This is a genomic window from Flavobacterium sp. GW823-FHT04A11, assembly GCF_058796535.1.
This window is the reverse complement of record NZ_CM179503.1, coordinates 4455848-4470815: the sequence shown is the minus strand read 5'-3', so window position 1 is coordinate 4470815 and position 14968 is coordinate 4455848. Positions and strand designations below refer to the sequence as shown.

Sequence of the window (14968 nt, the reverse complement as noted above, 5' to 3'; positions counted from 1 at the left end):
TGCAGCAAATTTACGAATTAATCGAAATTAGTCGAGAACGAAAGCTGTTTCCATGTTTCCATTTCCTGCGCTTCATTTTTTCGGTGTTCTACAATCGAATTATAACTGTCGTTTCCTAACGGAAGGTGTACAGGCGGATTTGGCAATTCAGTAACAGCAAGCAGGACTTTGGCAAGTTTCTTTGGATCTCCGGGCTGGTTTCCGTCAAAACTTTTGAGCATATTTACATGTTGTTCTACATTGTAAACAGCTATTTTATTTTTGGCTTCCGCCAGAGTGCTGTCGCTCATAAAGCTGGTACGGAACATTCCCGGAGCGATTGCAGTAACTTTGATATGAAAAGGTTTTACTTCCTGAGCTAATGCCTCTGAAAGTCCGATGACAGCAAATTTTGCAGCGTTATAACTTCCTGTATTGGCGTAACCGATATAACCCATATTGGATGCGATATTTAAAATATGCCCTGATTTTTGCTGACGCAGAAAAGGCATTGCGTTGCGAATTACGTTTACGGTTCCCAATAAATTGACGTCTATTGTTTTGCGGAATTCTTTATCGTTGATTTCTTCAATACTTCCTACCAAATAATATCCCGCATTGTTTAATACCACATCAATTTTTCCGAAAGTAGCAATCGCGGTTTGAATCGCATTTTTTACTTCTTCATCATCTGTAATATCAACCTGAAGCGGAAGAAAATTTTCATTTGGATTCCCAATATTATCAATTAAATCTTTCAGATTTCTGGAAGTGGCGGCAACTTTACCGCCGTTTTTTAAGACTGCATTTACGGTTTCAAGTCCCATTCCTTTTGATGCGCCGGTAATAAACCATACTTTTTGAGTGCTCATAATTTGTATTTTAATTATAAAGCAAAATTCAGGAAGTTATAGATTTAAAAAGTGTTCGAATTCAGGATTTATGTGTTCAAATTAAGCTGTGTTTATTGAAAACGGAAAATGCAAAAACTGTAAATACTAAAGACACTCAAAAACAAAAAACCTGCAAGTCCTAAGACTTGCAGGTTTTGCATTATATAGTTTTTTGAAAAGCCTGATAAAATTATCTTGTCACTTTTCAAAAATGAATTAGTTAATCTTAACCAAATGCGCTTCAATAGCCGCTCTGTCAGATTCGTATTGTGCAGGAAGTTTCAGGTTTTTTCCTAATTCTTCTAAGCTTTCATCTACTGTAAAACCAGGGTTTTCTGTAGCGATTTCAAACAAAACTCCGCCCGGTTCTCTAAAATAAAGAGAGTGGAAATAATTTCTGTCAATTTGTGGCGTAATAGACAATCCGTAAGCTTCGATTTTTTCACGGAAGTGCATTAAAATTTCGTCATTTTCTACTCGGAAAGCCACGTGATGCACAGTTCCGTTTGCTCCTAAACCGCGTTTTTCTTCAGGTAATTCTACCAGGTCAACAATTGCTGCGTTTTCTACAGCATCAGTTGCATAACGGTAACGGTTTACATCCTGATCAATCAGTTTATAACCAAATATTTCAGTTAAGATTGCGGCGGTCGCTTTTATACTGTTCAAAGTCAGCGTAATATTGTGGAAACCTCTTGTTGCCACATTCGCTTTTACTTCGTCAGTTTCCCACGGTTTTCTGTTATCGTCTGTTTTAGATTCGATTAATTCTAATTTTAAACCGTCAGGATCTAAGAAAGTCAGGTATTTTTCGCCGAATTTTTCAGCTGGTTTGTTATAGATTACATTGTATTTTTCAAAACGTTCCTGCCAGAAATCCAAGCTTCCTTTTGGAACAGAATAGCCAATTTCAGTTGCCATTCCTGATCCCTTTCTTCCTTGTTGGATTCCTTCTCCCCAAGGGAAAAAAGTTAAGATTGTTCCGGCGCTTCCTACTTCATCACCAAAGTAAAAATGGTACGTTCCCGGATCGTCAAAATTCACTGTTTTTTTAATGAATCTTAATCCTAATATGTTTGAGTAAAAGTTGAAATTACGTTTGGCGTCACCTGCAATTGCAGTAATATGGTGTAAGCCTAAAATTTTATTTTCCATGGTTTTTATTGTATTAAGTTGTTATTGATTTTCTTATACAAATTTACTGCGGTTATGGTTGTGCATCGATTAATGTAGATTAAGAAATAAACCGCTAAAATTCTATTCTTAGACTTTTGCAAAGAAACATTACTATTTAACCGCAAAGTTCGCAAAGATTTTTATCTGATAGTAATACGTTATAAATAGAAAGTTCGCAAAGCTAAATCAATATAAAGCTTTGCGAACTTTGTCCTTTTTATAAAAGTTCAATAGCAAAAAACTTTGCGAACTTTGCGGTTAAATTTTTATCTTAAATTACAATTTTATAAATATAGATTTCCGAAGTTTTGGTTCTATATTTTTTGTTTTGTGACCTTTTCCTGTGGTGTCTTCAACCAATAAAATTGAACCAGTTTCGAATGTTCTTTTTTCTCCCAATGAAGTTTCTATTTCTACGCCGCCTTCCAGTAAAACAATATATTGGCGATCGGGAGCATTATGAAAATCGTAATCATAAGAAGGTTTAACTTCTCTAAAAACAATTGATTTTACAGGTTCATCATCAGATAAAAATCCGATATCGCCATTGTTTTTCAACGGAACTTCAAAGTCTTCAAAATGACTTTCGCCATTTGCATCGCTGTAAACGCGGGTTATCTGTATCATTATTTTTTAGTAAAAACAAGTTCGTTTGCCAGATCAATTTCGTCCTGACTTATTGTGTGACCCATATTTGGGTAGATTTTTTTAGTTACCGATGCGCCTAATTTTTTAAGAAGCGCCTCAGATTCGTTTACTCTTTCAACAGGTACATGAAAATCAGGATCACTTGTTCCGATGAAAATGGGTGTGTTTTCAAAATTTCCGTGGTAATGTTCTTCATAAACTTTATCGCCAATAAGTCCGCCTGTAAAAGCTACCACACCGCCATATTTAGCAGCATTTCGGGCTGTAAATTCCAAAGCAAGACAAGCGCCCTGAGAAAATCCGAGAAAATAAATATTCTCTTTTTCGATTCCGTTTTGCTGCACCGCGACAACAACCTGATGAATATCGTCTAAAGATTTCGAAAAAGAAGGTTCATTTTCATTAATCGGCACCAAAAACGAATACGGATACCAGGTTCTGTTTTCTGCCTGAGGTGCAACCAATGCAAAATCATCGACCTTAAGATGTTTCGCAAGCGAAAGAATATCATGAGCCCCGGCACCACGTCCGTGAATCATAATCAAGGCCTTTTTTGCATTATTTAAAGGCACACCGTCTGTTATTATTTCTAAATTCATGAGTTTATTTTTTTAATATTTGATACTGTCATTTCGAGAGTATTTTTTTTCAGGAGCTAATCCCGCTATCCGTTCCAATCTTTTATTTTTTTAAAGAAAAAAAATAAAAGGATTTCCACTTCTATCGGGGCTAGGGCAATCATTTCCATAAGAATATTTCCGTCCAGTTTGTCATTTCGACCGAAGAGAGAAATCACACGCGGGATTCGACAAAGATTGGCGACAAACTTTACTAAGAATTAATTACTTTTTCCAAATATCCTGATACTCATCCGGATGTCTTTTAAATTGTGCGTGAACATACGGGCAAAGCGGTAAAACCATCAAATTGTTGGCACGAACGTATGATACCATTTCTTCAAGCAGTTTTTTTGCGTAGCCTTTTCCTTCGGCTTCCGGTTCAACTCCAGTGTGGTAAACCGTTAGCAAATCATCTTTTAAACTTGCTGTCATTTCGCCCAGTTTTTTGCCATCTACATAAAGATTAAAAGCACCGTGTTTTTTCTCGTCTAATTCTAATTTTATATTTTCCATATATTTTTACATTTTGTTTTTAGCAGAAAAATAGTAACAATATTGATATCTTAAAGATACTATATTATGATAAATCTGCAATTTTAAATCGGTGTTTACTTAGTTTTCGCGGTGGTAGAGATAGCAGATTATCATTGCCACTCCGGGGAGAATCAAAGTTCCTAATCCGAAAAACTTCCCGGCAACGGCGCCTAAAAAACATCCCACCAGAAAACCGATTATAGTCACTAATTGTTTCTTAAAACTTAAAAGGACATCAGCATCTTTTAATCCATTTTTTAATAAATTTCCCAAATCAAGAGAAGCTTGAGTTACATTTCCCGTCATCATAGTTGTAGGACCGTGCGTTTCTTTCGCATACAATTTTCCAAAAGCATTCTGAAGTCCCATTGCAAATACCGTTGTCATGGCAATAGTATAAATCGTCCATTCTGAAACAATTCCTAAATAGCCAAAAACATAACAAGCAATTCCGCTTAAAACCAATATAACACCTTCCCAAAATAAAATAGAGTAGCGGTTTGTGGCTTTTAAGGCGATTCTTCCTCCGGTAATTACGGCTAAAATAAAAACAGGAAAAGTCAACAATTTTACCCACGCATGCAAATCAGAACCTTTGATGATTTGATAAGCAAACACAATAAAGTTGCCCGTAACGTGTGCCGAAAATATCGAATCGGCAGCGACAAAAGTTACGGTATCACAATATCCTGCAATGATCGTGAGGAGTAGGGTAACATACCAGATGTTTTTTTGAATTTCCATAATTTTTTAGTTCAATAGGTTTAATAAATAATGATCTAATGAATATGTTCCGGCTCCAAGCGCAAGAATTAGTAATAAGGATAAAGTGTACATATAAGGAACGTCGCGAACTTCGAGCGAATCTTTTCTGTGAACCACAAAATATCCTATGGCTGTTACGCCTATGGTTGGCAAAACAACAAGTCGGGTTCCGATGCCCAGAATAATTAAAAACGGAACGACAGTATCAGAAAAAGTGGCTACCAATCCGTTTAGTTTTTCCGGCAAATGCAACGGATTCGGAACATGTTCTTTTTCTCCATTTTCAACTCTGAATTTCTTCAAGCCGTGAACCCTGAAAAGTTCGATTGCAAATAATACTCTAAAAAGTAAAAATGCGCCGTTGCTGAATGCGGTTCCTAAATCAGAATAAAGGATTTGTTTTATAATTTCAGTCATTATTATTTTAAGTTTAGTCAGTTGATTTATTTTTTAACACATAGAAACATAGATTTACATTCTCAAAAAAGGCGTTCACTTATTTAAAACACACAGAGTTTGCTATGTGAAAGAAATAATTTTCTTTTTAGTATTCTTTTTTAAACATAAAAGCTATGTTTCTATGTGTTTAAATATTTTTTAATGTGACCTTTAAAAGGCAAAACAGGAACATCCAAGTGCGCCCCAAAATGCGTTATAGTTATTTACCGGCACATTGCTCATTCTGGCAATATCGTGGCTGTGGGCATGAACATCACAACTTCCGCTGCAACTGTGAATTTGCGAAGTCAGTTTTGGTTTTGCGCCTGCTTTTGTGTTTTTTTCAATCGCGCTCTGCAAGTTACTTCTGGTTGGATAACCATTATAAATATTGGTTGGCGACCAGTCCGGCAAAACCGGAATATGTGGTGGCGAAAACGAAGAGAAATCTCCGTTTGCATACACGATTTTTCCGTCGACAATCGTCAAATCCGATTCTATTTTTTTAATGTCTTCATCATCAATTGTAAAATAATCACGATCTAAAACCACCAAATCGGCAAACATTCCGGTTCTGATATCTCCTTTTTTTGCTTGTTCCTGCGAAAACCAGGCGCTTCCTCTTGTATATAATTCTAAAGCGGTTTCTCTGCTTAATCGACTTTCATTGTACAATTGCAAACCTCCAACCGTTTTTCCGGCCGTCATCCAATACATAGAAACCCACGGATTGTAACTGCTTACTCGGGTTGCATCAGAACCTCCGCCAACGGGAACTTCCATTTCTAGCATTTTTTTAATTGGCGGTGTATTTTCTGCTGCTTTTGCTCCATATCGGTCTGTGAAATATTCACCCTGATAGGCCATTCTGCTTTGTACTGCAATTCCGCCGCCTAAGTTTTTGACACGTTCGATATTTCTTTCGTCAATCGTTTCGGCATGATCAAATATCCATGGCAATCCGTTAAACGGAATTTCCTGATTGATTTTTTCAAATACATTTAAAAATCTTGTAATGCTTTCGTTATAAGTCGCATGAAGTCTGAACGGCCAGCGATTTGCTACCAAAAGGCGAACAACTTTTTCCAGTTCTGCTTCCATATTTTCAGGAAGATCAGGTCTTGGCTGAAGGAAATCTTCAAAATCTGCGGCAGAAAAAACCAGCATTTCACCCGCACCGTTATGGCGGTACATGTCATCTCCCTGATATAACTTTACGGTATCAATCCAATCCTCAAAATCTTCAAATTCGTGTTTTGGTTTTTGGGTAAAAAGATTATAAGCAATTCTAACGGTTAACTGTTTCTTTTCGTTCAGTTCATTTACAACTTTATAATCGTCCGGAAAATTCTGAAATCCTCCGCCGGCATCAATAACGCTTGTGATTCCGAAACGATTTAATTCTTTCATAAACTGACGCGTCGAATTAATTTGATGCTCATAAGAAAGTGTCGGACCTTTTGCCAAAGTCGAGTACAAAATCATGGCATTTGGAGTCGCAATAATAAGTCCGGTTGGTTCTCCATTAGCATCTCTTTCAATATGTCCTCCGGGAGGTGCAGGCGTATTTTTAGTATAACCAACTGCTTTTAAAGCCGCTCTGTTCATAATCGCCCTGTCGTACAAATGCAGAATAAAAACAGGCGTTTCGGGAGCAATGGCATTGATTTCTTCTAAAGTTGGCATTCTGCGTTCAGCAAACTGAAACTCAGACCAGCCGCCCACAACACGAACCCATTGCGGATTTGGCGTGCGGTCAACCTGTTCTTTTAGCATTCTTAGTGCATCTGCCAAAGAAGGAACGCCATCCCAGCGCAGTTCTAAATTATAATTTAAACCGCCTCGAATAAGGTGAATGTGCGAATCATTGATTCCCGGAACCACTCTTTTATTTTTAAGATCGATTATTTTGGTTTCTTCAGATGCAAATTCCATTATATTACTGTCACTGCCAACAGCAATAAATTTTCCGTCTTTAATTGCTACTGCCGTAACATTTGGTGTTTCAGTATTAAAACTGTGAATTTTACCGTTGAATAAAATTAGATCTGCTTTCATGGTTCGGTTATTTGGTTGTTATATTGCAATTTATTGTAAATGTGTAGCAAGTTTTTTGATCATTTCTGTTGAAACAGAATCCGCATAAATTCCAAATGCGCTGGTCAAAACTCCTTTTATGCTGTAGATTTCAGAAGTAATTCCGTAAACAATATCTTCGTCTCCGGGATCTGTATCGCCTTCAAAACGAAATAAATATTCAATTTTGAATTCTTCCGGCGACATGGTTTGTGTGTTGTTGTTATAACGGATACAGTTTTCGTCAAGATTAAAATTTTCGGTAAAACCTTGATTGTTTAACCATTGCAAAGCTTCGGTAACGGTATCAAAAGAGGGTTGTTGTGTTGAGTTCATGGTTTGGATGATTAACTGCCCGTAAAGAAAATTACAGGCAGTTGGTTAGTTTTATGAATATCTGCTTATGATTTAATAAAATCAAGAATGTCTTTATTGATTGTTTCCGCCTCTGTAGTTGGCATACCGTGAGGAAATCCGGGATATGAAATTAATTTTCCGTTTTTCAAAAGTTTAGCAGCTCTTGGCGCCTGTCCGTAAGGTACAATCTGATCATCTTCGCCGTGTAATACAAGAACCGGAATATCTAAACTTTTAAGATCTTCTGTAAAATCTGATTCAGAGAAAGCTTTAATTCCTTCATAATGAGCCAAAACAGAACCCATCATTCCCTGACGCCACCAGTTGTGTTTAATACCTTCCTGAACTTCTTTTCCTTCGCGATTCCATCCGTAAAACGGAATTGGAAAATCATAGAAATATTGTGCTCTGTTAAATCCTGTTCCTTGTCTTATTTCATCAAAAACAGATAATGGAACACCTTCAGGATTTGCTTCGTTTTGAATCATAATTGGAGTTACCGCACTAATAATTACCGCTTTTGCAACACGGCCTTTTCCGTATTTTGCTGCATAACGTATTACTTCGCCGCCTCCTGTTGAGTGACCAACGTGAATGGCATCTTTTAAATCAAGTGCCGCAGTTAATTCAGCGATGTCTGATGCGTAAGTTTCCATGTTGTTTCCATCAGAACTTTGACCAGAACGTCCGTGTCCTCTACGATCATGTGCAATAACTCTGTATCCTTGTTTTAGGAAAAACATCATTTGTGCATCCCAGTCATCACTTGATAAAGGCCATCCGTGGTGAAAAACTATTGGTTGACCATTTCCCCAATCTTTGTAATAAATTTCTGTTCCGTCTTTTACTGTAAATGTGCTCATTTTTTTTGGTTTTAGATTGTTAAATTTTTTTAGAATTAAATGTCAAAAATTAGGTTACTGATTCCTCTAAGTTTTGATCGATTATTTTGTTGTTGAATTTCTTTTACAAACTTACGGCAGCCATCAAAGCCTGTCGATTAATCTAGATTAAGAAAAAAAATAATCGTGCATTTAAAGTTTAAATTCGAGATAGTTAAATGTTTTTATTATTGAAAATGAGATACTTATAATGGAGATAATTTTTCTGCATCTGAAGTTATTTGTTTATTCATGTTTGCATCTTTATTAATATTGAATGCGAGACCTAAGCCAATTAATGTGCCCAAGTAAAAATTCCTTTTAAATCAGAGAGTTACGAATTATCAGATTGTTTGCAGTTACGATATATCGAAAATTGTAGTGAAATACCAAATGCGTATTTAGAAATTCTATAAGTGTTAAAGATGCTGAAAAATGATTTTTTTTTGAATTTGACAGCGTTCATGACAGAATTTTGTATGTTTAACAGATAATAAGTGTCAAAAAAACTCAAAAAACTAACCGCTTATAACCTAAAATTGAACTATTATCTTAATTATCTGAATGTTGGAATTAAAAAACGTAAAATAAATTTTTAAATAAAAATTAGTCTTAAGTACTGTAAACACTGGGAATTAAATTTTCTAAATAAAAAAAAATCTGGTTTTAGCAAAAAAAAAGTTCTACTAATGCTTTTGTTTTCAAATATTTATAATATATTTAACAAATGAAACATGGGAATTGTGTAAGATTTATACATAATTTTGCAAAGTCAAGTTAGATGATTTGATGAGCTGTCCCAAACTGCTGTTAACTTAATTTTGTTTTTTGTATGAGAATATTTTTTGTAGCCATGCTGTTTTCTTTGACTTCTTTTACTACTTACCATACATCTGGTAAAAAAGAAATCCTTAATGAAATTGAATTTGCAAGACTTACAAACCATGTAAGTGAAATTAAATCTTTTACTACCGCCAACCATAAGTACAGCAATAAAATTGCTTTTTTGGTGGATATGAAAATCAAATCAGGAAAAAATCGCTTTTTCGTTTATGACCTTCAAAACGAAAAAATTATTGACCAGGGTCTTGTTGCACATGGATCAGGATCAGAAACAGGAATAAAAGGCGACATTCTACAATTCAGCAATGAACCAAATTCTAACTGCACATCATTAGGACGCTACTCAATAGAGAAATCTTATAGTGGAGTTTTTGGAAAAGCATTCAGATTAAACGGATTAGACGAAACAAATAACAATGCTTTTAAAAGAGCTATTGTACTGCACCGTTACAAAGAAGTTCCGGATGAAGAAAAAGAATATTACATTATCAACAGCCACGGCTGCCCAATGGTAAGTGAAGTGTTTTTTAAAAGACTTGAAAAATACATCGAAAGCTCAGATTCAAAAATCATGCTTTATATGTATTACTAAAATAAAGATCTAAATTAGATTTATAAAAAAAGAGCTCTTCATGAGCTCTTTTTTATTTTAAATATGTCACAAAAAAAAACATCTGCACAAAGTACAGATGTTTAATTAAAGTACGTTCAGCTAAAATTTTTATTGAGCTGCTACAATGTTTACTGTGTTTAATGCCACATCATTAAGAACACAGTCTGCTTCTTTCTCTTCTGCAAGAGTTTGTGTCAATAATTTGGCAGCATCGTTTTCTCCCAGTGCTTTTGCAAAAGCCACTAAGGTTCCGTATGTTGCAATTTCATAATGTTCGATTTTTTGCGATGCAGCGATAATTCCAGCGTCTCTTACAGCTCCCGGAGTAGTTTCTAAAACAATACTGTCGCCCTCTTTAAGAAGTCCGGCCATTGCTTCGCATTTTTTTCCTTCGGCTTTTTCGCCTAAAACATTAAAAACTTCCTCTAATCTTTTAATCTGATTTTTAGTAACATCAAGATGCTCTAAAATTGCGCTTGCAAGACCCGGAGCTGTTGCGTTGTCTGCCATTTTAGGCAAGGCGCCTACAAGTGCGTTTTCTGCCCAGTAAATGTCTTTAAGGCTGTCTACAAAAAGTTCTTTTAATTCTGTTGCAGCGTCTGATGCAGGCTCAACAAAATTGTTTTTATTTTTTGGTGCTTTGTTTTCTACAGGTTTTTCTGAATTTTTCATTTTTTATTTTTTTTGAAAATTAATTGTATAAGTTTGGTTCGCGTTCCCAGAAACGGTGCATTGCCATTGCAGAAATAAATTCTTCAGCAAACGCATCAGTTCCAATTTCGCCGGTAATAATAATTCCAGGATCGTCATTTGTGATTTTTGACGCAAAAGGTGCAGCATTGATTACTTCTGAAGCTTCTCCGTCAGCACCAATAACTTTACAGTGTTTGTAAGCGTCATTAAGGAATTCCAGCACATCGCTGTTGTCAGCTAATGCGCTCACATTCAGTCCGTGTGGAATATAAACAGCATCAAATAAAACAGATGATGCAGTTAAGAAACTAAATTCTGCAGCAATTGCCCCGTCAGCATCTGTAATTACAGAACCAAGATGAGGTGCGATAATGCATCCTTTTGCATCTTCTTTTTTAAGCGCATTTTTCATGTTCTTTACCGCTTTTTCAGAAACTCCGTCAGAACAAATAATAGCCACTTTTCTTGAAGCAATTATTGGAGAATTGGTTGGATTTTTAACCATACTCAATGCTTCAGAAGAAGAAACAGAAGATTCTACCGTTTGTGGTTCCTGGTTCCCGCCTTCATTTTCAGGAGATACACCTTTATTAATTGGCGTTTCAAGAATTGGCGGTACAGAAGCTCCAAGTCCAAGTGCTACTTTTTCGGCAAGTGTTGTATCTATTTGAGAAAGCAAGCCTAACATACGCACACGAATCGCTGTTGTTTCTACTTTTCCAAGTTCAAAACGAAGAGCTTTTACGATATGGCTTTTTTCTTCAGGTGTCTGGCTGTTAAAAAATAATTTTGCCTGCCCAAAATGATCATTAAAACTTTCGCTTCTTTCTCTCACTTTATGCGCATCTACACGCTCGTTAAAGCTCGAAAATCCGCCTTGAGCAATTTGTGCCTGATAAGGACATCCGCCTCCAAGTGAATTTGGGTGATAACTCACACGGCCTTTATTAATTTCCTGACGCATGTGTCCGTCGCGCTGATTGTTGTGTACGGGAGCTATGCTTCTGTTAATTGGAATTTCATGAAAATTCGGACTTCCTAATCTCGAAAGCTGTGTATCTGTATAAGAGAACAATCTTCCCTGTAAAAGCGGATCGTTAGAAAAGTCAATTCCCGGTACAATATGCCCCGGATGAAAAGCAATCTGCTCTGTTTCTGCAAAGAAATTATCCGGGTTTTTGTTCAAAACCATTCTGCCAACAATAGTGACCGGCACTAATTCTTCCGGAACAATTTTAGTTGGATCCAGTAAATCAAATTCGTATTTATGTTCGTCTTCAGACGGAATTATCTGAATACCTAATTCCCATTCAGGGAAATTTCCTGTCTCAATTGCTTCCCATAAATCTTCTCTGTGAAAATCAGGATTTTTTCCGGAGATTTTCTGAGCTTCATCCCAGGCAACAGCGTGCGTTCCTAATTTTGGTTTCCAGTGAAATTTCACAAAAACTGATTCTTCCTGATCATTAATTAATCTAAAGGTATGAACTCCAAAGCCTTCCATCATTCTGTAACTTCTTGGAATCGCGCGGTCAGACATCACCCACATAATCATGTGCATTGATTCCGGCATTAGCGAAATAAAATCCCAAAAGGTATCATGTGCAGAAGCAGCCTGTGGCATTTCATTGTGCGGTTCTGGTTTTACAGCGTGAATTAAATCAGGAAACTTAGCGGCATCCTGAATAAAAAATACCGGAATATTATTGGCAACTAAATCATAAATACCTTCCTGAGTATAAAATTTAACCGCAAATCCTCTGGCATCTCTGGCAAGATCTGTTGATCCTCTTGATCCGGCAACGGTAGAAAATCGGGCAAAAACCGGAGTTTTTAATCCTTTTTCCTGTAAGAAACCTGCTTTTGTTAATTCAGGAATTGGATTTGTTACTTCAAAAAATCCATGTGCTCCTGAACCTCTTGCGTGAACAATTCTTTCCGGAATTCTTTCGTGGTCAAAATGTGTAATTTTTTCCCTTAAAATAAAATCTTCCAAAAGAGATGGTCCTCTTTCTCCGGCTTTCAGCGAATTGTTATCGTCATTAATACGAACGCCCTGATCGGTGGTCAGAAATTTGTTTGTACCGTCCGATTTATTGATCGATAAATCGCGTTGTTTTTCATCTTGAAAATTTTTCATAGAATATCTTATTAGTTAAATATGGTGAATTTGAAAAATAATAACTTATATTATGCAGATTTATAAGTGGTTACAAGTTTAATTCTTCATTTATTCAAAAATAATCTATCCTAAAATGTAGATTTTATAATATTACATTACATAGTTCCACAATTACCATTACTTTAAGACATGATAGATTAGCCTTACATAAAATTATCTTTTAAGATTAAGCACATTATAAAACTAATTTTGCCTTTAATATGAATTTTTCTGTTAATGAATTAAATTTTTATAAATGTCAAAAGAAAAAAATGACAGTTTTAAATTACATATTGATTGATTTCTTAAATTTGTATAACACCAAAAAATTTAACCATGCCTATAATTGAACAATCAGAATATAATTTCCCTTCGATTATTCATCGCAACAGGCACATCTCTACTATATATGCTGCTCTGTTTAAAAAATTTGATGCTCCGGGATATACAAGAGAAAAACATGAATTAAATGATGGAGATTTTATCAATATCGATTTTATTATAAATGATCCTAAAAAAGCAGTTATTTTATGTCATGGTTTAGAAGGGGATTCCCGCAGAACATACAATAATAGCTGTGCAGTTTATTTTCAGCAAAAAGGGTTTTCTGTTTTTGCATGGAACAATCGTACTTGTGGAGGAGAAATGAACCGTCTTCCCAGACTTTATCATCATGGGGCAGTGGATGATCTGGATGAGGTGGTACAGTTTGTTCTGAGAAAAGGATTCGAAGAAGTTTATTTAATTGGATATTCAATGGGCGGTGTTCAGCTTTTGAATTATTTAGGCTGGACAAAAGTGGATAAGCGTATTAAAGCTGCAGTATCGATTTCAGTACCTACTCATATTGCAACAAGCGCGGCTGTACTCAAACAAGGCTTTAATAAAGTATATTTAAAGAATTTTACAATAGATATTAAAAGAAAGCTCAAACACAAAGCAGCGCAATTTCCTGATTTTATAAACCGTGATCAGATTGATAAGATTTCTTCTTTTGATGAAGTCGATCATTATTTTACAGCACCATTACATGGTTTTGCAAGCAGGGATGATTATTATCAGCGCGTTTCTCCGGAATTTTCTCTTCAAAACATTACTATTCCGGTTTTAATTATCAATTCTCTTGATGATCCTTTTTTAGGTGAAAGATGTTATCCAAGAGCTATAGCGCAAGATAGCGAATATGTTTATCTCGAAACTCCAAAGTATGGAGGCCACTGTGCTTTTCCGTTACGTAATTCATCATATTCGTATGCAGAGAAAAGGGCTTACGAATTTTTTAAATCCTGCAAGCCCGTAGAAATTTTTAAAGCATAAGAATAAAGACAGCTTTTAATATTAAGATTGATTATATTATTCTTTGGTATTTTCAAGTTGTACTTTGAATTTACCCCAAAAAGGATTGTCAGCCATTTGAGAATGTCCAATCACTAAAATATAATTTCCTTTTTGTTTGAATGGTATATTCAAATCCATTCCAAACGGACCATCTGATGTTGCATCCGGAAAAATAATTTGATTAAAACGAATATTTCCTTTGCCTGTTGTGGGAACAATCGTGGCTTTCAATTGACCTAAATCTTCATTTTTAAATTTGACGTATATTCTGGGATGAATAGAATCTAATAAACCTTCTGCTGTATAAGATCCTTTTTCATTTATAGCATTCATGAAGATTGTATCACCGATTTGTTTGTTCTCTACATTATCTTTCTTGTTCTCTTTAATAACCTTTTTTGTGACAATGGAGTCTGAGTGAGTAACCGGAGCATTTTTATTTTCTTTTGGTTGACACGAAAAGAATAAAATTGATAGTAATAGCATAAAATTTTTCATAACAGTATTTTTAGTAAACATGTCAAATTTAATTGTTTGGTGAAGATGTATTGTTACATAATAAGTATATAGATTTTGCAGGATCTAAATATGTCTATATATTGATTGATTGTTTTTCAATTATTCTGAATTGTACATCATAGAATTATAGATATAGTTTGTACAATATAATATAGAATGTTGCGAAGTTCATAAAAACAGCACTTCTTTGATTGGTAATATTATCAAAAAAGAACACAAGTAAGAAAATTCATTTAAAAGAATAAAAATATTTAAAAGCTAAACTTTATGTTATCAGAAAGTTAAGAAAAAGTTTTGAAAAAGATTAAAAAAACTTGCTTCAAAAGTATTGGAAATGTGAATATCTTTTCTACTTTTGCACCCGCTTTGCAACACAAGCGAAACAAAATTGAAACACGTTCGTAGACATATTGAATTGACAGCCGTTTTAACAG

The 14968-nt window shown here is 35.2% G+C and carries 15 protein-coding genes; 2 read left to right on the top strand and 13 right to left on the bottom strand.

The genetic code is table 11. The features are described 5' to 3' along the window. Nucleotides 1-17 precede the first annotated feature (17 nt). The 10 genes from AC3QL1_RS19105 to AC3QL1_RS19060 form a co-directional block, all read right to left on the bottom strand. Nucleotides 18-851 carry an SDR family NAD(P)-dependent oxidoreductase gene (locus AC3QL1_RS19105; RefSeq protein WP_492493725.1) on the bottom strand — a complete coding sequence of 278 codons (834 nt, stop codon included), beginning with the start codon at nt 849-851 and terminating at the stop codon, nt 18-20. A 237-nt stretch (nt 852-1088) separates the two neighbouring features. Then, nucleotides 1089-2027, bottom strand: coding sequence for a ring-cleaving dioxygenase (locus tag AC3QL1_RS19100; protein ID WP_492493724.1), 939 nt, complete (start codon nt 2025-2027; stop codon nt 1089-1091). 297 nt (nt 2028-2324) lie between these two features. Then, nucleotides 2325-2675, bottom strand: coding sequence for a cupin domain-containing protein (locus AC3QL1_RS19095; protein WP_492493723.1), 351 nt, complete (start codon nt 2673-2675; stop codon nt 2325-2327). Then, complete coding sequence (locus AC3QL1_RS19090) at nt 2675-3295, bottom strand: alpha/beta hydrolase (protein ID WP_492493722.1); 621 nt, start codon at nt 3293-3295, stop codon at nt 2675-2677. The genes AC3QL1_RS19095 and AC3QL1_RS19090 overlap by 1 nt, the downstream gene beginning before the upstream one ends. 243 nt (nt 3296-3538) lie before the next feature. Then, nucleotides 3539-3829 (bottom strand): GNAT family N-acetyltransferase, encoded by a 291-nt coding sequence (locus AC3QL1_RS19085; RefSeq protein WP_492493721.1) that lies wholly within the window; start codon nt 3827-3829, stop codon nt 3539-3541. Between the two features lie 99 nt (nt 3830-3928). Beyond that, nucleotides 3929-4594: a YoaK family protein gene (locus tag AC3QL1_RS19080; RefSeq protein ID WP_492493720.1), complete on the bottom strand. Its 666-nt coding sequence runs from the start codon at nt 4592-4594 to the stop codon at nt 3929-3931. A 6-nt stretch (nt 4595-4600) separates the two neighbouring features. After that, nucleotides 4601-5032: a DoxX family protein gene (locus tag AC3QL1_RS19075; RefSeq protein ID WP_492493719.1), complete on the bottom strand. Its 432-nt coding sequence runs from the start codon at nt 5030-5032 to the stop codon at nt 4601-4603. A gap of 192 nt (nt 5033-5224) precedes the next feature. Continuing rightward, entirely contained in the window at nt 5225-7111 is a 1887-nt protein-coding gene (locus tag AC3QL1_RS19070) for an amidohydrolase (RefSeq protein ID WP_492493718.1), read from the bottom strand. Between the two features lie 30 nt (nt 7112-7141). Beyond that, nucleotides 7142-7465: a phosphoribosylpyrophosphate synthetase gene (locus tag AC3QL1_RS19065; RefSeq protein ID WP_492493717.1), complete on the bottom strand. Its 324-nt coding sequence runs from the start codon at nt 7463-7465 to the stop codon at nt 7142-7144. 65 nt (nt 7466-7530) lie between these two features. Then, the gene (locus AC3QL1_RS19060) at nt 7531-8349 is read right to left on the bottom strand and encodes an alpha/beta fold hydrolase (protein ID WP_492493716.1); all 819 of its coding nucleotides are present in this window, start codon (nt 8347-8349) and stop codon (nt 7531-7533) included. 850 nt (nt 8350-9199) lie between these two features. Here AC3QL1_RS19060 and AC3QL1_RS19055 point away from each other — a divergent pair. Beyond that, nucleotides 9200-9802: a murein L,D-transpeptidase catalytic domain-containing protein gene (locus AC3QL1_RS19055; protein WP_492493715.1), complete on the top strand. Its 603-nt coding sequence runs from the start codon at nt 9200-9202 to the stop codon at nt 9800-9802. Between the two features lie 129 nt (nt 9803-9931). On the opposite strand, the gene AC3QL1_RS19050 is transcribed toward AC3QL1_RS19055, so the two are convergent. Together AC3QL1_RS19050 and AC3QL1_RS19045 are read right to left on the bottom strand one after the other, a co-directional pair. Next, nucleotides 9932-10495 (bottom strand): YciE/YciF ferroxidase family protein, encoded by a 564-nt coding sequence (locus tag AC3QL1_RS19050; RefSeq protein WP_492493714.1) that lies wholly within the window; start codon nt 10493-10495, stop codon nt 9932-9934. A gap of 19 nt (nt 10496-10514) precedes the next feature. Then, nucleotides 10515-12656 carry a catalase gene (locus AC3QL1_RS19045; protein ID WP_492493713.1) on the bottom strand — a complete coding sequence of 714 codons (2142 nt, stop codon included), beginning with the start codon at nt 12654-12656 and terminating at the stop codon, nt 10515-10517. 357 nt (nt 12657-13013) lie between these two features. Between AC3QL1_RS19045 and AC3QL1_RS19040 the strand changes: the two genes are divergently transcribed. Then, on the top strand, nt 13014-13994 hold the full coding sequence (locus AC3QL1_RS19040; RefSeq protein ID WP_492493712.1) for a YheT family hydrolase: 981 nt from the start codon (nt 13014-13016) through the stop codon (nt 13992-13994). A 36-nt stretch (nt 13995-14030) separates the two neighbouring features. Here AC3QL1_RS19040 and AC3QL1_RS19035 read toward each other — a convergent pair whose 3' ends face one another. After that, nucleotides 14031-14513 carry a hypothetical protein gene (locus tag AC3QL1_RS19035; RefSeq protein ID WP_492493711.1) on the bottom strand — a complete coding sequence of 161 codons (483 nt, stop codon included), beginning with the start codon at nt 14511-14513 and terminating at the stop codon, nt 14031-14033. Nucleotides 14514-14968: the final 455 nt, after the last annotated feature.